16 protein-coding genes and 1 pseudogene are annotated in these 17655 nt (G+C 71.7%); 7 read left to right on the plus strand and 10 right to left on the minus strand.

Annotated features, from left to right (window positions below):
- The first annotated feature begins 133 nt into the window (after positions 1-133).
- From ACTYVM_RS27685 to ACTYVM_RS27700, 4 genes are all read left to right on the plus strand, one after another.
- Positions 134-1099, plus strand: coding sequence for a 5-dehydro-4-deoxyglucarate dehydratase (locus ACTYVM_RS27685; protein ID WP_445528649.1), 966 nt, complete (start codon positions 134-136; stop codon positions 1097-1099).
- Positions 1096-2385 (plus strand): glucarate dehydratase family protein, encoded by a 1290-nt coding sequence (locus ACTYVM_RS27690; protein WP_445528565.1) that lies wholly within the window; start codon positions 1096-1098, stop codon positions 2383-2385. The genes ACTYVM_RS27685 and ACTYVM_RS27690 overlap by 4 nt, the downstream gene beginning before the upstream one ends.
- Positions 2386-2553: 168 nt before the next feature.
- Positions 2554-3675, plus strand: coding sequence for a carbohydrate kinase family protein (locus tag ACTYVM_RS27695; protein WP_445528650.1), 1122 nt, complete (start codon positions 2554-2556; stop codon positions 3673-3675).
- Positions 3676-3885: 210 nt separating this feature from the next.
- The gene (locus ACTYVM_RS27700; RefSeq protein ID WP_445528566.1) at positions 3886-5991 is read left to right on the plus strand and encodes a glycoside hydrolase family 31 protein; all 2106 of its coding nucleotides are present in this window, start codon (positions 3886-3888) and stop codon (positions 5989-5991) included.
- 58 nt (positions 5992-6049) lie between these two features.
- Here ACTYVM_RS27700 and era read toward each other — a convergent pair whose 3' ends face one another.
- The 9 genes from era to ACTYVM_RS27745 all read right to left on the minus strand — a co-directional run bounded on the left by era (position 6050) and on the right by ACTYVM_RS27745 (position 13801).
- Positions 6050-7003: a GTPase Era gene (gene era, locus ACTYVM_RS27705; protein WP_445528567.1), complete on the minus strand. Its 954-nt coding sequence runs from the start codon at positions 7001-7003 to the stop codon at positions 6050-6052.
- A gap of 124 nt (positions 7004-7127) precedes the next feature.
- Positions 7128-7490, minus strand: a complete 363-nt coding sequence (locus ACTYVM_RS27710; protein ID WP_445528568.1) for a cytidine deaminase-like protein — start codon at positions 7488-7490, stop codon at positions 7128-7130.
- A gap of 66 nt (positions 7491-7556) precedes the next feature.
- Positions 7557-7916: an MmcQ/YjbR family DNA-binding protein gene (locus ACTYVM_RS27715; RefSeq protein ID WP_445528569.1), complete on the minus strand. Its 360-nt coding sequence runs from the start codon at positions 7914-7916 to the stop codon at positions 7557-7559.
- The gene (locus ACTYVM_RS27720; protein WP_445528570.1) at positions 7913-9220 is read right to left on the minus strand and encodes a hemolysin family protein; all 1308 of its coding nucleotides are present in this window, start codon (positions 9218-9220) and stop codon (positions 7913-7915) included. Before ACTYVM_RS27720 ends, ACTYVM_RS27715 begins: the two co-directional genes overlap by 4 nt.
- 8 nt (positions 9221-9228) lie before the next feature.
- Positions 9229-9726 (minus strand): rRNA maturation RNase YbeY, encoded by a 498-nt coding sequence (gene ybeY / locus ACTYVM_RS27725; protein ID WP_141361081.1) that lies wholly within the window; start codon positions 9724-9726, stop codon positions 9229-9231.
- Between the two features lie 12 nt (positions 9727-9738).
- Positions 9739-10830, minus strand: a complete 1092-nt coding sequence (locus ACTYVM_RS27730) for a PhoH family protein (protein WP_445528571.1) — start codon at positions 10828-10830, stop codon at positions 9739-9741.
- Between the two features lie 199 nt (positions 10831-11029).
- The gene (locus tag ACTYVM_RS27735) at positions 11030-12394 is read right to left on the minus strand and encodes a GH1 family beta-glucosidase (RefSeq protein ID WP_445528572.1); all 1365 of its coding nucleotides are present in this window, start codon (positions 12392-12394) and stop codon (positions 11030-11032) included.
- A gap of 46 nt (positions 12395-12440) precedes the next feature.
- Entirely contained in the window at positions 12441-12707 is a 267-nt protein-coding gene (locus ACTYVM_RS27740) for a protealysin inhibitor emfourin (RefSeq protein ID WP_445528573.1), read from the minus strand.
- A gap of 20 nt (positions 12708-12727) precedes the next feature.
- Positions 12728-13801 (minus strand): M4 family metallopeptidase, encoded by a 1074-nt coding sequence (locus ACTYVM_RS27745; RefSeq protein ID WP_445528574.1) that lies wholly within the window; start codon positions 13799-13801, stop codon positions 12728-12730.
- A gap of 310 nt (positions 13802-14111) precedes the next feature.
- Between ACTYVM_RS27745 and leuA the strand changes: the two genes are divergently transcribed.
- The 3 genes from leuA (at position 14112) to ACTYVM_RS27760 (ending at position 17318) form a co-directional block, all read left to right on the plus strand.
- The gene (gene leuA, locus ACTYVM_RS27750; RefSeq protein ID WP_445528575.1) at positions 14112-15833 is read left to right on the plus strand and encodes a 2-isopropylmalate synthase; all 1722 of its coding nucleotides are present in this window, start codon (positions 14112-14114) and stop codon (positions 15831-15833) included.
- Between the two features lie 195 nt (positions 15834-16028).
- Positions 16029-16727 carry a TerB family tellurite resistance protein gene (locus tag ACTYVM_RS27755; protein WP_445528576.1) on the plus strand — a complete coding sequence of 233 codons (699 nt, stop codon included), beginning with the start codon at positions 16029-16031 and terminating at the stop codon, positions 16725-16727.
- A gap of 93 nt (positions 16728-16820) precedes the next feature.
- Positions 16821-17318: a protein-tyrosine phosphatase family protein gene (locus ACTYVM_RS27760; protein WP_445528577.1), complete on the plus strand. Its 498-nt coding sequence runs from the start codon at positions 16821-16823 to the stop codon at positions 17316-17318.
- Positions 17319-17409: 91 nt separating this feature from the next.
- Here ACTYVM_RS27760 and ACTYVM_RS27765 read toward each other — a convergent pair.
- Positions 17410-17638, minus strand: a pseudogene (locus ACTYVM_RS27765) (Scr1 family TA system antitoxin-like transcriptional regulator); the annotation flags it as partial.
- Positions 17639-17655 lie beyond the last annotated feature (17 nt).

Here is a 17655-nt window from a genome sequence, read left to right on the forward strand (position 1 = left end):
GCTTTCCGGCCGAACACCGCGGCGCACGGGCGGGTTTCGTGGGGCCAACGACGTTCCCACGCAGGCCCGTTGACGCGGCATGTTCGCGTTTCTAAACTCCGTTCCCATACATGGATGGCGTCTATGTGGGGAGCTGGCCAAGGTGAGTCCGGAGACGAACACCGCGGGTCCGTCCGATGTGGTGCGCAGACTGCGGGACGGGATGGCGGGCGGCGTGCTGTCCTTCCCGCTGACCGCCTTCCACGACGACGGCTCGCTCGACCCCGACGGCAGCCGCGCCTACCTGGCGGCCCAGCTCGCCACCGCACCCGGCGCCGTCTTCCCCGCCTGCGGCACCGGCGAGTTCTTCTCCCTGGACGAGGACGAGTACCGCCAGGTCGTCTCGATCGCCGTCGAGGAGGCGGCGGGCCGGGTGCCCGTGGTGGCGGGCGCCGGGTACGGCTGGGCGCAGGCCGCACGGTTCGCGCGGATCGCGGAGGAGGCCGGCGCCGACGCGCTGCTCGTCCTGCCGCACTACCTCGTCGCCGCCCCGCAGGACGGTCTGGCCGCCCAGCTCGAACAGCTCGCGGCCCGCACCCGGCTGCCGCTCATCGCCTACCAGCGCGAACAGGTGGCGTACCGCCTGGAGACGTTCCGGCGCATCGCGCGGATCCCCTCGCTCATCGGCCTCAAGGACGGCCGCAGCGACCTCGACGCCCTCCAGCGGCTCACCCTCGCCGCCCCTGAGGGCTTCCTGTTCTTCAACGGCGCCCCCACCGCCGAGATGCAGGCCCGCGCCTACGCCGCCGTCGGCGTCCGCGCCTACTCCTCCGCCGTCCACGCCTTCGCCCCGGAGATCGCCAACGCCTTCTTCGCCGCGCTGCGGTCCGGCGACGGCGGCTCCGCCGACAAGCTGCTGCGCGACTTCTACGTCCCCTTCGTCGAACTGCGCGACCGGGCACCCGGATACTCCGTGTCCCTGGTGAAGGCGGCCGCCCGGCTGCGCGGGCGCCCCGTCGGACCCGTACGGGCCCCGCTCACCGACCCCTCACACGCCGACCTGGCCGACCTGAGGGAACTGCTGTCCTCCGGACTCGACATGGTGGGAGCCGCCCTGTGACCCGCGACCTCACCGTCACCGAGGTACGGCTGACCCCGATCCTGGTCGCCGACCCGCCGCTGCTGAACACCCAGGGCGTCCACCAGCCGTACACGCCCCGCCTGATCGTGGAGGTGGTGACGGCCGACGGGATCACCGGATACGGCGAGACCTACGGCGACACCAAGTACCTGGAGCTGGCCCGCCCGCTCGCCGACCGGCTGACGGGACACCGGATCACCGATCTGAACGCCCTGTTCGCCCTCGACGTCGCCGTGGACGCCTCCCGGGTGGAGAACGCCGTGGACGTCGGCGGGCTGCGCGGCGTCCAGACCGCCGACAAACTGCGCCTGTCCGTCCTGTCCGGCTTCGAGGTCGCCTGCCTGGACGCCCTCGGCAAGGCGCTCGGCCTGCCCGTGCACGCGCTGCTCGGCGGCAAGGTGCGGGACTCCGTGGAGTACAGCGCCTACCTCTTCTACAAGTGGGCCGCGCATCCGGACGGCGTCGCCTGCGAGAAGGACGACTGGGGCGCCGCCCTCGACCCGGCGGGGGTGGTGGAGCAGGCGCGCAGGTTCACCGAGCGCCACGGCTTCACCTCCTTCAAGCTCAAGGGCGGTGTCTTCCCGCCCCAGGAGGAGATCGCCGCCGTACGGGCCCTGGCGGAGGCCTTCCCGGGACACCCGCTGCGCCTGGACCCCAACGGGGCCTGGTCGGTGGAGACCTCGCTGGAGGTGGCCCGGGAACTCGGGGACGTCCTGGAGTACCTGGAGGACCCCACCCTCGGCACCCCGGCCATGGCCGAGGTGGCGGCCCGAGCCGGCGTGCCGCTGGCCACCAACATGTGCGTGACGACCTTCGCCGAGATCAAGGAGGCGTTCACCTCGAACGCGGTCCAGGTGCTGCTCTCCGACCACCACTACTGGGGCGGCCTGCGCAACACCCAGCACCTGGCGGCCCTGTGCGCCGCCTTCGGTGTCGGCGTGTCCATGCACTCCAACACCCACCTGGGGATCAGCCTGGCCGCGATGACCCACGTGGCGTCCACCGTGCCCGGTCTCCACCACGCCTGCGACAGCCACTACCCCTGGCAGTCGGAGGACGTCCTGACCGAACGGCTCACCTTCGACGGCGGCCGGGTCACCGTCCCCGACGCCCCCGGGCTCGGCGTCGAACTCGACCGGGACAGGCTGGCCTTCCTGCACCGCCGCTGGGCCGAGGACGACGGCCGCCTGCGGGACCGGGACGACGCGGCGGCGATGCGCGTCGCCGAACCGGGCTGGACCGCGCCGCCGACCCCCCGCTGGTAGACGCGGCCGCGCTCCCCGGCGCGAGCGCCGACGCGTCGTCGGCGCTCTGGTGCACACTGGCCGGACCAGCACCACGTCAGGGAGCGCACCGTGACCGCGTCCAACACGTCCGCCGGAACGGGACCGGAGGGCCGGGAGTACCCGGAGGACCCGGAGGGCCGGGAGTACATCGTCGGGGCACCGCACGTCCACGTCGAACCCCCGGTCGACCCGCTGGCCGGACTGCGCGCGGCGGACGACCCGCCCTGGGACGTGTACCTCACGGGCACCGTCTTCCTCGACATCGTCTTCACCGGACTCGAATCCGCCCCGGTGCGCGGGACCGAGTCCTGGGCACGCGGGATGGGGTCGAGCCCCGGCGGGGTGGCCAACATGGCGACCGCGCTGGCCCGCCTGGGACTGCGGACGTCCCTTGCGGCGGCCTTCGGCGACGACCACTACGGCGACTACTGCTGGGACGCGCTGGAACAGGGCGAGGGCATCGACCTGTCCCCGTCCGGCACCGTGCCCGGCTGGCACTCCCCGGTCACCGTCTCCATGGCGTACGAGGGCGAGCGCACCATGGTCTCGCACGGCCACGAGCCGCCCCCGGAGGCCGTGTTCCTCCAGGAGGGCGTCCCGGAGTGCCGGCCCCGCGCGCGGGCCGCCGTGGCCTCCCTGACGCCGGGCCGGCGCTCCCCGTGGATCGCCCAGGCCGCGGCCGAGGGCACGCGCGTCTTCGGGGACGTCGGCTGGGACGACACCGGCGCCTGGGACCTGGCGGGCCTGGCCGACCTGGAGCACTGCGAGGCGTTCCTGCCCAATGCCGAGGAGGCGATGCGCTACACGGGCACGGACTGCCCGCGCGCCGCCGCGCACGCGCTCACCGCGTTCGTACCGCTCGCGGTGGTCACCCTCGGCTCCGAGGGCGCCTTCGCGGTCGACCGGCGCACGGGGGAGAGCGCCGAGGTGCCCGCCATCGCGGTGGAGGCCCTGGACCCGACCGGCGCGGGCGACGTCTTCGTGGCCGGCTTCGTCACCGGCACCCTGGCCGGCTGGCCGCTGGCCGACCGCCTCGCCTTCGCCGGCCTCACCGCCGCCCTGTCCGTGCAGGAGTTCGGCGGCTCCCTGTCGGCCCCCGGCTGGTCCGAGATCGCCGCCTGGTGGCGCCGGGTCCAGTCGGTCGAGGGCCAGGACCCGGCGGCCCTGCGGCGGTACGCGTTCCTGGAGGACCTGGTCCCCGAGGTGAGCGTCGAGCCGTGGCCGCGGCGCCGGGCCGTGCCGACCATCGGCTTCCGCCGGCCGGCGTGACCGGCGCGACGACCGCGCGTCGAGGCGTCCACCGCGGCACATTCGGCGTATCCAGCGCATTCGGCGGATCCGGCTGATTCCGCCACGGCGTTCCGGCCGGGAACGGTCGTTGACAGGTGACGTCCGCCGCCCGATCATCGGCGCGACCGAGCACGGAGGGGCAAGCGCCCGCCGGGCTCCCGACTCCCCCTCCGGCGAAGGACACGCGTCGTGCGCAGACCATCACGCAGACTCGGAGTGCTCCTCGCCGTTTCCGGCCTCGTCCTCGCGCTGCCCGTCGCGTTGACCGCGCCGGAACCGGCCCAGGCGCGGACACGGACCGGGACCGCGGCCGGCCGGCACGCGCCCCGCCTCACCCACTCGGCGGACCGGCTCACCCTGACCGTACCGGCGGACCGCACCACTCCCGGATACACATTACGGGTGACGAGGAATCAACTCGGCTTGACGACGGGACGTTCGGGCGGCACGGTCCTCGCCACCGCGGGCGGCGCCACCGGCGCCCTGCGCTTCCAGACCGCCGGCGGCTGGCGGCACGCCACCCGCGTCACCGACTGGACCTGGAAGAACGGCACGCTCACCGTCACCGCCGCCACGACGGCGCCCGGCGCCACCGTACGGGCCCGTATCACCCCGGCCGCCGACCGCTACCGGCTCGACTGGCAGGTCCTCGGCACCGCACCCGAGCGCCTCGGCCTCGCCTACGACCTGTCGTCCGCCGGCCACTGGTACGGCCACGGCGAGACCCGGACCCCGCACGGCGGACCCGCCACCGACCAGCCCTGGCCGCTCGACAGCGGGCAGGTCGCCGACCCGGCCTTCGGGCCCGCCTCCTACTACATGGTCGACCCGTTCTGGTACACGTCCTCGGCGGCCGGACTGCACGTGGACACCGGGCACGTCATGAACGTGGCCGTCAACCAGGACGAGGACGGCCTCGGCCGCTTCGACATCGAGTCCGCAGGCCCCTACCGGGCCACGGTCTTCGTCGAGTCCACGCCGCTGGAGGTCTACCGCGACTACGTCGGCGTCGTGGGCAGGCCGGACAAGAGCGACGCCACCCGGCGGCAGTTCGCCCAGCCGGTGTGGAACTCCTGGGCGCAGTTCTACACCCACGTCGACCAGGCGCGGCTCCTCGGCTACGCCCAGGACCTGCACGACCACAAGATCACCGGGCACACCCTCCAGCTCGACGACCGGTGGGAGTCCGACTACGGGAACCTGACCTTCGACCCGAAGGCCTACCCGGACCCCGGGGCGATGTCCCGCCGGATCCACGACCTCGGCTTCGACTTCGGCCTCTGGGTGACGCTGTGGATCAACCTGGACTCCGACCAGTACCGGTACGCCGCCGACCACGGCTATCTGCTCGGCGCCGCCACCGATCCCGCCGAGCCGTGCCGGGTCACCTGGTGGAACGGCACCGCCGGCATCGTCGACCTCGCCAACCCGGAGGCCAGGGCCTGGTACGAGGGCCGGCTCCGGGGCCTGATGCGCACCTACGGCGTCGACGGGCTGAAGTTCGACACCCGCTTCTTCGACGAGCGGTGCGTTCCGCGTGCCGGCCACCAGCCCACCGACTACCAGCGCCTGGGCGCGCAGCTCGCCGACGAGTTCGACCTCCAGGGCGTCGGCATCCGCGTCCACTGGGACACCACCGCGCACCGGGCCGGGTTCGTCACCCGTCAGCTGGACAAGGGCACCGGCTGGGACTCCCTGCGGGCCGCCGTGACGCAGAACCTCGCCATCTCCACCATCGGCTACCCCTTCGTCACCACCGACATGATCGGCGGCTCCGGCGGTCAGCCCGCCCCCACCAAGCAGGTCCTGGTCCGCTGGGCCCAGGCCGCGTCGCTGATGCCGCTCATGTACTCCTCCACGTCCCCCGTCGAGACCGTCGACGTGACGACCGGCGGGAAGGTGGTGTACGACGCGCAGACCGCCGTCCTGTACCGCGAGGCCATCGCCCGCCACGGCCGTCTCGCGTCCTACCTCGGCGACCAGGTCCGGCACACGCTGAGCACCGGCGACCCGATCATGCGCCCGCTCTTCTTCGACTTCCCGCACGACGGGCAGGCGTACACGATCACCGACGAGTGGATGCTGGGCCCCGCGGTCCTGGCGGCCCCCCAACTGACCGACGCCGCCAGCCGCTCCGTCCACCTTCCCGCGGGCACCTGGTACGACGTGACCCACGCCCGAACCCTGCACGGCCCGCAGACCATCCCGGCCTACCCCACCCCCCTGAACGCCACCCCGGTCTTCGTCAACCTGAAGGCGAAGGACGCGAAGAAGGTCCTACGAGCCCTGCGCTGACCTCCTACAGGAAAGCGGGGTCCGAGTCCCGAGGAGGGACCCTCGGCGAACCGAGCCGTCAGAAGCCGAGGCGGCGCAACTGCTTGGGGTCCCGCTGCCAGTCCTTGGCGACCTTCACATGAAGGTCGAGGAACACCGGCGTCCCCAGCAACGCCTCGATGTGCTTGCGGGACTTGATCCCGACCTCCTTCAGCCGCTTGCCCTTGGGGCCGATGACGATCCCCTTCTGGCTCGGCCGCTCGATGAAAACGTTGGCGTGGATGTCGAGAAGCGGCCGGTCCGCCGGGCGGTCCTCGCGGGGCAGCATCTCCTCCACCACCACCGCGATGGAGTGGGGCAGCTCGTCCCGCACCCCCTCCAGCGCCGCCTCCCGGATCAGCTCGGCCACCATGACCTGCTCGGGCTCGTCCGTGAGATCGCCCTCGGGGTAGAGCGCGGGCCCTTCCGGCAGCAGCGGGACCAGCAGCTCGGCCAGCAGATCCACCTGCTTGTTCGCCGTCGCCGACACCGGCACGATCTCCGCCCAGGTGATCCCCAGCTCCTCGCCCAGCCGGTCGATCGCGATCAGCTGCTCGGCGAGCGTCTTGGAGTCCACCAGGTCCGTCTTGGTGACGATCGCGACCTTGGGCGTCTTCCTGATCCCGGCCAGTTCCTTCGCGATGAACCGGTCACCGGGCCCGATCTTCTGGTCGGCCGGCAGGCAGAAGCCGATCACGTCGACCTCGGCCCACGTGGCCCGCACGACGTCGTTCAGCCGTTCCCCCAGCAGCGTGCGCGGCTTGTGCAGCCCCGGCGTGTCCACCAGGATCAGCTGCGCGTCCGGGCGGTGGACGATACCCCGCACGGTGTGCCGCGTCGTCTGCGGCCGGTTCGAGGTGATCGCCACCTTCTGCCCGACCAGAGCGTTCGTGAGGGTGGACTTGCCCGCGTTGGGACGGCCCACGAAGCAGGCGAAGCCCGCCCGGTGGACAGTCTCTGCCGGCTGCTCGGATGACTGGGTACGAACGCTCATGGCGCCCATTGTCCCTGATCGACAAGGCCTGTCCGTACCACCGGCGGAACGGGCCGCCCCGGCCGAGGACCCGGCCGGGGCGGGCCGGTACCCACACCGTCCAGGAGGCCTCCGGGGGCCGGCCTCAGCCGGCCTCGCCCGCCGGCAGCGTGAGCCGGACGGTGCCGTCCGGGCCGGCCAGCAGGACCGGCGTTCCGGCGCCGCCCAGGTCCCGTACGGCGGCCCGGTCCTCCGGGGCGATGCCCTCCGCCTCGCTGACCACCGCGGCCGCCTCCAAGGACGTCGCCCCGGACGCGACGGCCATCGCCACCGCCGTCCGCAGGGCGCTCAGCTTCAGTGAGGCGAGGTGCACCGACCCGGCGACATACGTACGCCCCGTCTCGTCCCGTACGGCCGCGCCCTCCGGCACACCGTTGCGGGCCCGGGCCGAACGGGCCAGGGTGACGATCTTGAGGTCCTCGGGATCAAGCGCGTTGGTCTCGGTCATGCCCCGAGCATAGGAGCCGCCCGGGTGGCCGCCGAGATCACCCCGGCGGCAGCGGAGTCCGAGTGCTCACGCCCGGTCGAGCCGGAGCCGGTCCGCGCGCGGCAGCCCCGCCACGACCAGGTCGTAGGAGTCCTCGACGAGCTCGCGGACCAGACGGTCCGGGAGCCCGGCGTCAACCGTGACCGTGTTCCAGTGGCGCTTGTGCATGTGCCAACCCGGGACGACCAGGCCCTCGTACTCGGCGCGCAGCCGGACCGCGTCCTCCGGGTCGCACTTGAGGTTGACCCTCAGCGGGCGGGAGTCCAGGGCCGACAGTGCGAACAGCTTGCCCCGCACCTTGAACACCGAGGTCTGCGGGTTGAAGGGGAAGTCCTCCACCGCCGCGTTGAACGACAGGCACAGGGCGCGCAGCTCCTCGGGGCTCACGCCGGCTTCCTCTCCCCTTCCCCGGCGGGCGCCGCCGGGCCCACCGGCTCCGCGAGCACGGTCACGATCTTGTTCCGGCGGCCGGCCGCGGCCTCCGCGGTCAGCCGCAGCTCCCGGCCGTCGGGCAGCTCCACGACCGACGACGCGCCCGCGATGGGAACCCGGCCCAGGGCCTTGGCGAGCAGTCCGCCGACCGTCTCCACGTCCTCGTCGTCGTACTCCTCCAGGCCGTACAGCTCGCCCAGGTCCGTGATGTCCAGGCGCGCGGTGACGCGGTAGCGGTCGTCGCCGAGCGGCTCCACCGGCGGCAGCTCGCGGTCGTACTCGTCGGTGATCTCGCCGACGATCTCCTCGAGGATGTCCTCGATGGTGACGATGCCGGCCGTGCCGCCGTACTCGTCGATGACGACGGCGACGTGGTTGCGTTCCTTCTGCATCTCGCGCAGCAGGTCGTCGGCGTTCTTCGTGTCCGGCACGAAGACGGCCGGACGCATCGCCGACGACACCAGTTCGCTCTCGGCGTCCCGGTTGATGTGCGTCTTGCGGGCCAGGTCCTTCAGATAGACGATCCCGACGATGTCGTCCTCGTTCTCGCCGGTGACCGGGATCCGGGAGAAGCCGGAGCGCAGCGCCAGCGTGAGGGCCTGGCGGATGGTCTTGTAGCGCTCGATCACCACCAGGTCGGTGCGCGGCACCATGACCTCGCGCACGAGGGTGTCGCCCAGCTCGAAGACCGAGTGCACCATGCGCCGCTCCTCGTCCTCGATCAGCGACTCCTGCTCGGCCAGGTCGACCATGGCGCGCAGTTCCGCCTCGGATGCGAACGGGCCGCGCCGGAACCCCTTGCCGGGGGTCAGCGCGTTGCCGATGAGGATCAGCAGTGACGGGATCGGGCCCAGCACCCGCGCGAGCGGCACCAGCACGTACGCCGCGGCGGTCGCCGTGTTCAGCGGGTGCTGGCGGCCGATGGTGCGCGGGGAGACCCCGACGGCCACGTACGAGACGAGCACCATGACCGCGATGGCGATCACCAGCGCCTGACCGGTGCCGGAGAACGCCTCCAGGCACGCGTAGGTGATCAGCGCCGCCGCCGCCATCTCGCACGTCACGCGCACCAGCAGCGCCAGGTTGAGGTAGCGGGTCGGGTCGGCGGCGACCTGGGCCAGCTTGGCGCTGCCGCGGCGGCCCGACTTCACGGCCTCCTCGGCACGGAAGCTGGACACCCGTGCCAGGCCCGCCTCCGCGCAGGCGGCGAGCCAGGCGACGACGAGCGCGATCGCGCCGACGACGATCTGGGGGCTCATGGGCGGGCTTACGAGACGGTGGGTGCCGGGGACGGGCCGTGCAGGCCCTGCTCCGCGCGCCAGCCGTCCACGATCGCTGCCTGAAGGCCGAACATCTCGGCCTTCTCGTCCGGCTCCTCGTGGTCGTAGCCGAGCAGGTGCAGCACGCCGTGGACGGTGAGCAGCTGGAGCTCCTCGTCCATGGAGTGCTGCGTCGGGGCCTCGGCCCCCTGCTTCGCGGCGACCTCGGGACACAGCACGATGTCCCCGAGGAGGCCCTGCGGGGGCTCTTCGTCGTCCTTGGACGGCGGCCGCAGCTCGTCCATCGGGAAGGACATGACGTCCGTGGGCCCCGGCAGGTCCATCCACTGGACGTGCAGCTGCTCCATGGCGTCGGCGTCCACGACGATCACCGAGAGCTCGGAGAGCGGGTGGATGCGCATGCGGGTGAGTGCGTAGCGGGCGATGTCGAGGATCGCCCGCTCGTCGACCTCGGTTCCCGACTCGTTGTTGACGTCGATCGACATGGTGGTGCTGGTCTACTTCCCCTTGTGCCCGTGTCCGTGCGCGTGCCCGGTCCTGCCGTGGCCGCCGGTGCTGGCCGCGCCGGTCTCGGTGCCGTTCCTGCTGTCGTACTTCTCGTACGCGTCGACGATACGGCCCACGAGCTTGTGCCGTACGACGTCGTGCGACGACAGACGGGAGAAGTGGACGTCCTCGACCCCCTCCAGGATCTCCTGCACCTGCCGCAGCCCGGACTTCTGGCCGCCTGGCAGGTCCACCTGGGTGACGTCACCCGTGATGACGATCTTCGAGTCGAAGCCGAGCCGGGTGAGGAACATCTTCATCTGCTCGGGGCTGGTGTTCTGGGCCTCGTCCAGGATGATGAAAGCATCATTGAGCGTTCTGCCGCGCATATACGCCAGCGGTGCGACCTCGATCGTGCCCGCCGCCATCAGACGTGGGATGGAGTCCGGGTCGAGCATGTCGTGCAGCGCGTCGTACAGCGGGCGCAGGTACGGGTCGATCTTCTCGTAGAGCGTGCCGGGCAGGAAGCCCAGGCGCTCGCCGGCCTCGACCGCCGGGCGGGTCAGGATGATGCGGTTGACCTGCTTGGACTGCAGGGCCTGCACCGCCTTGGCCATGGCCAGGTAGGTCTTGCCGGTGCCGGCGGGGCCGATGCCGAAGACGACCGTGTGCTTGTCGATCGCGTCGACGTACCGCTTCTGGTTGAGCGTCTTGGGGCGGATCGTACGGCCGCGCGAGGACAGGATGTTCTGCGTCAGGACCTCGGCGGGGGTCTCGTGGCCGTCGCTCTCGCCGTTCTCGCTCGCCTTGAGCATGGCGATGGAGCGTTCCACTGCGTCCTCCGTCATCGGCTGCCCGGTGCGGAGCACCAGCATCATCTCGTCGAACACGCGCTGGACCAGGGCGACGTCCGCCGGATCGCCGACCGCGCTGATCTCGTTGCCCCGGACATGGATGTCGGCCCCCGGGAAGGCCTTCTCGATCACGCGCAGGAGAGAGTCGCCGGACCCCAGGACGGTCACCATGGGGTGCTGGGCGGGGACGGTGAACTGTGCTCTGGCCTGCCCCTGCGCGGGGGTCTTGGCTGCGGGTGTCTGAGTCATGGGCCGGCGCTGAAGGCCTGCGGATCCTCCTCGTCACGGCCGCACAAGTAAGCGCGGCCTCGCGCTTCCAGGGTACGACGGGGGCGCGACAACACCGTAGGACTTTTCGACGACCCCGACGACCCCGACGACCCCGACGACCCCGACGACCTCGACGACCCCGACGACCCGGGTGGTCCTGGACGGTCCCCGGGTGGGATCAGTCCGGTGCGGGGGGTGGGACGGACGCCGGCGCCGGGGTCCGCTGGGTTCGTAGCAGGTTCTGGAACCAGTGGTAGGACGCCTTCGGAGTGCGCTTCAGGGTCTCGTAGTCGACGTGTACCAGGCCGAAGCGGCGGGTGAGGCCTTCCGCCCACTCCCAGTTGTCCAGGAGCGACCACACGAAGTAGCCGCGTACGTCCACGCCCGCCTCCAGGGCGAGGTGCAGGGCGCGGACGTGTCCGTCCAGGTAGGCGATGCGGTCCTGGTCGTCGAGGCCCCCGTAGGAGCATCCGTTCTCGGTGATGACGACGGGCGGGAGCCGGTCGCCGTAGCGGTCGCGGAAGCCGGTCAGCAGCTCGGTCAGCCCCTCCGGGACCACCGGCCAGCCGAAGTCCGTGACCTGGCGGCCCTCGATCTCCTGCACCGAGAAGGGCAGTTCGGCGGGCAGCGTGACACCGCCGAACTCGATCTCCGTGCCGCGCGGAGCGCCCACCCGCGTCGGGGCGTAGTAGTTGACGCCGTACCAGTCCAGCGGCTCCGCGATCACCTCCAGATCCGAGTCGGCGCCCCCGGAGCCGCCCGGCATCAGCTCGCCCAGCCCCTCGGGGTACCGGCCGAGCAGCAGCGGGTCGGCGAACAGGCGGTGCAGCAGCAGGTCGTAGAAGCCGGCCGCCTCGACGTCCGCCTGCTCCCCGGACGCCGGCCAGACGGGCCCGTGCGAGTTGGCGATGCCGATGTCCGCGGCGCCGGCCGCGCGCAGCGCCCGGACCGCCAGGCCGTGGGCGAGCAGTTGGTGGTGGGCGGCCGGGAGCGCGTCGAACAGCAGCCGCCTGCCCGGCGCGTGCACGCCCAGGGCATGGCCCAGCAGGGTGTGCTCGGCGGGCTCGTTGAGCGTGATCCACTTCGTCACGCGGTCGCCCAGGCGCGCGGCGACCACCGACACGTGGTCGGCGAACCGCGCGGCCGTGTCCCGCTCCAGCCAGTCCAGCCGGGCCGGCAGGTCCCAGTGGAAGAGGGTCGGGACGGGGCGGACGCCGGCCGCGCACAGTTCGTCGACCAGGCGGTCGTAGAAGTCCAGGCCGCCGGGGGAGTTCACCCGGGGCCAGGAGACGGAGAAGCGGTACGCGTCGACGCCGAGGCCGGTCAGCAGCGCCACGTCCTCGCGGTGGCGGTGGTAGTGGTCGCAGGCCACCGCCGCCGTCGAGCCGTCCTTGACCCGCCCCGGCTCGGCCGAGAACGTGTCCCACACGGACGGCTCGCGCAGGTCGGCGGCCCCCTCGATCTGGTGGGCCGAGGTGGACACGCCCCACAGGAAGCCGTCCGGGAACCGGGGCATCGGGTTCGTCGCCATGGGCGGGATCATCCTTACCGTCGGTAACGGAAGTCAACGCCCGGACGGGAAAAGGGCCTCACGCGCCCTCCTTGAGCACGCGGGAGATGAGCTCGCGCTGCTCCCCGGTCAGCCGGGGGTCGGCCGCGTACACCGTCCGGCCGTCCACGGTGATCTCGTAGCTGAAGCCGTCGGGCACCCCGGCCGGCGGGGCGGCCCCGCCGGCGGCCAGCGCCCGCTCGGCGAGCTCCCGCCACCGCGGGGCGTCGGGCCGCCCCGAGACGTCCACCTCGGCGCGGCGCTCGATGCCCGCGAACCCTCCCGTGCGCCTCACTCGAATCCGCATGGTCCGTGTCTAGTACGGAACTAAAGCGTCCGCACCCCCACCTGCTCCCAGGCCTTCTGTACGGCCTCGAATTCGCCGCCGTCCGCGCCGTACCGCTCCCGCGCGGCCCGCACGGTGAGCGTGGCGAAGTCCGCGAACTGCGCGTCCGCGTGCAACGCGCCGCCCGTCAGCACGTCGTACCAGAGCTGCCCCGCCTTCTCCCAGGCGTGGCCGCCGAGCGCCGTGGCGACCAGGTAGAAGGCGTGGTTGGGGATGCCGGAGTTGATGTGGACGCCGCCGTTGTCGCTGCCGATGTGCACGTACTGGTCCATGGTGGCCGGCTGCGGGTCCTTGCCGAGCACGTCGTCGTCGTACGCCGTGCCGGGGGCCTTCATGGAGCGCAGCGCGGTGCCGTGGACGCCCGGGGCGAGCAGTCCGGCCCCGATGAGCCAGTCGGCCTCGGTGGCGGTCTGGCCGAGCGTGTACTGCTTGATCAGCGAGCCGAAGACGTCGGAGACCGACTCGTTGAGCGCGCCGGACTGCCCGAAGTAGGCCAGGTTGGCGGAGTGCTGGGTGACGCCGTGGGTCAACTCGTGGCCGATGACGTCCACCGGGATGGTGAAGTCCAGGAAGACCTCGCCGTCCCCGTCGCCGAACACCATCTGCTCGCCGTTCCAGAAGGCGTTGTTGTACTTCTCGTCGTAGTGGACGGTCGCGTCCAGCGGCAGGCCGGCGCCGTCGATCGAGTCGCGCCGGTAGGCCGTGAGGTACAGCTCGAAGGTGGCGCCGAGGCCGGCGTAGGCACGGTTGACCGTGGCGTCCTGCCCGGGCTCCTCGCCCTCGCCGCGGACCTTGCCGCCGGGCAGGTCGGTGCCGTGCCGGGCGTCGTAGACGGTGCGGTGCGGCTGCCCGCCCTGCCTGCCCGCGGGCGCGGCGACGGCGGGTGCGCCGATGACGGTGGTCAGCCGCCGCCGGGTGCGCTCGAAGGCGTCGCGTTCCAGGGTCCGGCGGGCGGGTCGGGCGAGCGCGGGGTCCTCGTTGCGTGCGAGGCGGTCGAGGACGTGCGGCGGCACGATGGTGCAGAAGACGGGCTCGAAGCCCCCGTTGGTCGTCATACCCGGCACCCTTGCACTGTGTGGTCGCAGTGTCACCACCCGCAACCGTGGCGGCGGGAATGTGTCGCGTGACATCGCGCACTTTTTGTCCCGTTTGTCCCTTCGATTTCGCATACTGGGACAGGACCGCGCACCCGGCGCGGCTCGGCTAGGCTGCACAGCATCATGCGTTTCGGGCTGCTTCTTCTTAGCTGCCGCGGCGAGGGCCTGTAGTCGAGGCCGACCCCCTCCCCGCGGAGTTCGGCGTTGCGCCGTCGGCCGTTCTCCGGCACCCGCGGACCCGCGGATTTTTCGAGGAGCCCACGCAATCATGGCCAACCGCCAGCAGCCCAGTTCCATGCCGACCCACAAGTACGGCCGCTACGAGCAGGTCGACATCCCCGACCGCACCTGGCCCGACCGCCGGATCACCGTCGCCCCCCGCTGGCTCTCCACCGACCTGCGCGACGGCAACCAGGCCCTGATCGACCCGATGTCGCCCGAGCGCAAGCGCCGGATGTTCGACCAGCTCGTCGCGATGGGCTACAAGGAGATCGAGGTCGGCTTCCCGGCCTCTGGCCAGACCGACTTCGACTTCGTGCGCTCGATCATCGAGGAGGAGGGCGCGATCCCCGAGGACGTCACGATCTCCGTACTGACCCAGGCCCGTGAGGACCTGATCGAGCGGACCGTGGAGTCCCTGAAGGGCGCCCGGCGTGCCACCGTCCACCTCTACAACGCCACCGCCCCGGTCTTCCGTCGGGTCGTCTTCCGCGGCTCCCGGGACGAGATCAAGCAGATCGCCGTCGACGGCACCCGCCTGGTGGTGGAGTACGCCGAGAAACTGCTGGGCGAGGAGACGGAGTTCGGCTACCAGTACAGCCCGGAGATCTTCACCGACACCGAGCTGGACTTCGCGCTGGAGGTCTGCGAGGCGGTCATGGACGTGTACCAGCCGGGTCCGGGCCGCGAGATCATCCTCAACCTGCCGGCCACGGTGGAGCGTTCGACGCCGTCCACGCACGCGGACCGCTTCGAGTGGATGCACCGCAACCTGTCCCGCCGCGAGTACGTCTGTCTGTCCGTCCACCCGCACAACGACCGCGGTACGGCCGTCGCCGCCGCCGAGCTGGGGCTGATGGCCGGCGCCGACCGCGTCGAGGGCTGTCTGTTCGGGCAGGGCGAGCGCACCGGCAACGTCGATCTGGTCACCCTGGGCATGAACATGTTCTCGCAGGGTGTCGACCCGCAGATCGACTTCTCCGACATCGACGAGATCCGCCGTACGTGGGAGTACTGCAACCAGATGGAGGTCCACCCGCGCCACCCGTACGTGGGCGACCTGGTCTACACGTCCTTCTCCGGCTCCCACCAGGACGCCATCAAGAAGGGCTTCGACGCCATGGAGGCCGACGCGAAGGCCAAGGGCGTCACGGTCGACGACATCGAGTGGGCGGTGCCGTACCTGCCCATCGACCCCAAGGACGTCGGCCGTTCCTACGAGGCCGTCATCCGCGTCAACTCGCAGTCCGGCAAGGGCGGTGTCGCCTACGTCCTGAAGAACGACCACAAGCTGGACCTGCCGCGCCGGATGCAGATCGAGTTCTCGAAGATCATCCAGGCGAAGACGGACGCCGAGGGCGGCGAGGTCACGCCGAAGGAGATCTGGTCGGCCTTCCAGGACGAGTACCTGCCGAACCCGCGGAACCCCTGGGGCCGCATCCAGGTCAGGACCGGCCAGTCGACGACGGACACCGACGGCGTCGACACCCTCACCGTCGAGGCCACCGTCGACGGCGAGGACACCGTCCTCACCGGCTCCGGCAACGGTCCGATCTCGGCCTTCTTCGACGCCCTGCACTCCGTCGGTGTCGACGTACGCCTGCTGGACTACCAGGAGCACACGATGAGCGAGGGCGCCTCCGCCCAGGCCGCCTCCTACATCGAATGCGCGATCGACGACAAGGTTCTGTGGGGGATCGGCATCGACGCGAACACGACACGTGCGTCGCTGAAGGCGGTCGTCTCGGCCGTCAACCGCGCGACGCGCTGACCGCTCTGACCGGCGCTTTCGGGGCCCCGGCCGCCTGCTGAGGCGGTCGGGGCCCCGTCGTGTGCCCGGCGAGTATCGGCCAGTCTCCGGCACAGGTCACGGAAAGGTCTCCTCCGGGGTGCTGACTACACCTCGACAATGTGGCTAACATCACGCCAGTGCGGCGATGTTGCCGTGCGGTTACGGAGGTGGGACGTGCTGCCAGTACGGGGACGAAACGGCCGTGTCACCAGGCTTGCCCGGCTGCTGGGCACCCGCACCGCGTGGACGCCGGTCGGCGACGGCGCGTTCTTCTGCCCCGACTGTGGCGGGGACCGCAACTACCAGCGCCTGACGGGGCGCCGGCGCTTCACCGTCCTCGGCGTACCGCTGCTGCCGCGCGGCACGACCGGGCCGGTCGTCGCGTGCGCCGCGTGCGCCGGGCACTTCGGCACGGACGTCCTGGACCACCCGACGACCACCCGCTTCTCCGCGATGCTCCGCGACGCCGTGCACACCGTCGCCCTGGCGGTGCTCTCCGCGGGCGGAACCGGCTCCCGTACGGCCCTGGAGACCGCCGCGGTCACGGTCCGCGCGGCCGGCCTGGCCGACTGCACCGAGGAGCAGCTGGCCGCCCTGGTCGAGGCGCTGGCCGCGGACACCGGACGCGCCTACGGCGACCAGCCGTGCGGCGCGGGCCTGGCCATAGAGCTGCACGAGGCACTCGACCCGCTCGCCCCGCACCTGGCCCCCGCGGGCCGGGAGTCGATCCTCCTCCAGGCCGCCCGCATCGCCCTGGCCGACGGCCCCTACACCCCCGCCGAACACGACACCCTCGGCACCGTCGGCGCGGCCCTGACCATCCACACGGACGAGGTGACCCGCCTCCTGACGGAGGCCCGCACACCGTCGTGACACGTCAGGGCCGGGATTCGAGACCGCGTATCCGGATCCGGCTTGTACAGTCGCCGTGCCGCGACGGACAGGTTGGAAGGGGATGCCGGGCCCGTGGACGGGGAGTACGAGCAGTTCGCCGGACGTGAGGAGCCGTGGGACGAGCGGGCCGCGGGTGTGCTGCGGCTGCCGTCCGGCCGGCTGGTCCGCGGGAGAGGGCTGAGACGAGCCCTCGATCCGGGCGCGCCGCTCCCGTCGTACGGCGTCCACCTCCTCGGCAAGCAGCCCCCGGACGTCCCCTGGGAGTCCCGCTGGCTGCGCTGGCCCGACTTCCGGCTCCCGGCCGACCGCGTCGCCACCCGGGCGGTCCTTGTCGACGCCTGGCGCCGGGCCGGTACCGAGCGCGTCGAGGTCGCCTGCGCCGGCGGCCGCGGCCGTACCGGTACGGCGCTGGCGTGCCTCGCGGTCCTCGACGGCGTACCGGCGGGGGAGGCCGTGGCGTATGTACGCGCCCACTACGACCGGCACGCCGTGGAGACCCCGTGGCAGAAGCGGTACGTACGGAACTTCCCGCCGATGCGGGGTGTCAGCTCCGGCCCAGGCCGTCGATGAAGTCGGCCCAGGCGCAGGCCCCCACCACCAGCACGGCACCGCCGGGCACCCACCTTGCTGTCCCGGACGGGGACACCGTCGGCGACTACAAGGGGCGTGCAGCGCTCTTGAGGATGCGGGCGCGCTCCAGGCGGCCGGCTACCTTCTCCTCGATGAACGTGTCCGTGGCGAACGGGTTCATCGCCACGGTGACCGCCCACGCGTCATCCCTGGTCTGCAGCAGCCCAGGCACCAGAGCGGGCGCGAACTCGTAGAACCTCGTCGATCCGCTGGGCCACGTCCAACTGCGGTTTTCTGATCGCCTGCTCGAACTGGCCGATATAGCCGCCGGAGACGA

It is taken from the genome of Streptomyces cyslabdanicus (genome assembly GCF_052663305.1).

Bases quoted from the DNA above. Each gene is read 5' to 3' on its own strand.
- ACTYVM_RS27720 (WP_445528570.1), bottom strand. From the start codon at position 9,220: ATGAGCCCCCAGATCGTCGTCGGCGCGATCGCGCTCGTCGTCGCCTGG.
- ACTYVM_RS27735 (WP_445528572.1), bottom strand. From the start codon at position 12,394: ATGATCCCGCCCATGGCGACGAACCCGATGCCCCGGTTCCCGGACGGC.
- era (WP_445528567.1), bottom strand. From the start codon at position 7,003: ATGAGCGTTCGTACCCAGTCATCCGAGCAGCCGGCAGAGACTGTCCAC.
- ACTYVM_RS27730 (WP_445528571.1), bottom strand. From the start codon at position 10,830: ATGACTCAGACACCCGCAGCCAAGACCCCCGCGCAGGGGCAGGCCAGA.
- ACTYVM_RS27740 (WP_445528573.1), bottom strand. From the start codon at position 12,707: ATGCGGATTCGAGTGAGGCGCACGGGAGGGTTCGCGGGCATCGAGCGC.
- ACTYVM_RS27745 (WP_445528574.1), bottom strand. From the start codon at position 13,801: ATGACGACCAACGGGGGCTTCGAGCCCGTCTTCTGCACCATCGTGCCG.
- ACTYVM_RS27710 (WP_445528568.1), bottom strand. From the start codon at position 7,490: ATGACCGAGACCAACGCGCTTGATCCCGAGGACCTCAAGATCGTCACC.
- ybeY (WP_141361081.1), bottom strand. From the start codon at position 9,726: ATGTCGATCGACGTCAACAACGAGTCGGGAACCGAGGTCGACGAGCGG.
- leuA (WP_445528575.1), top strand. From the start codon at position 14,112: ATGGCCAACCGCCAGCAGCCCAGTTCCATGCCGACCCACAAGTACGGC.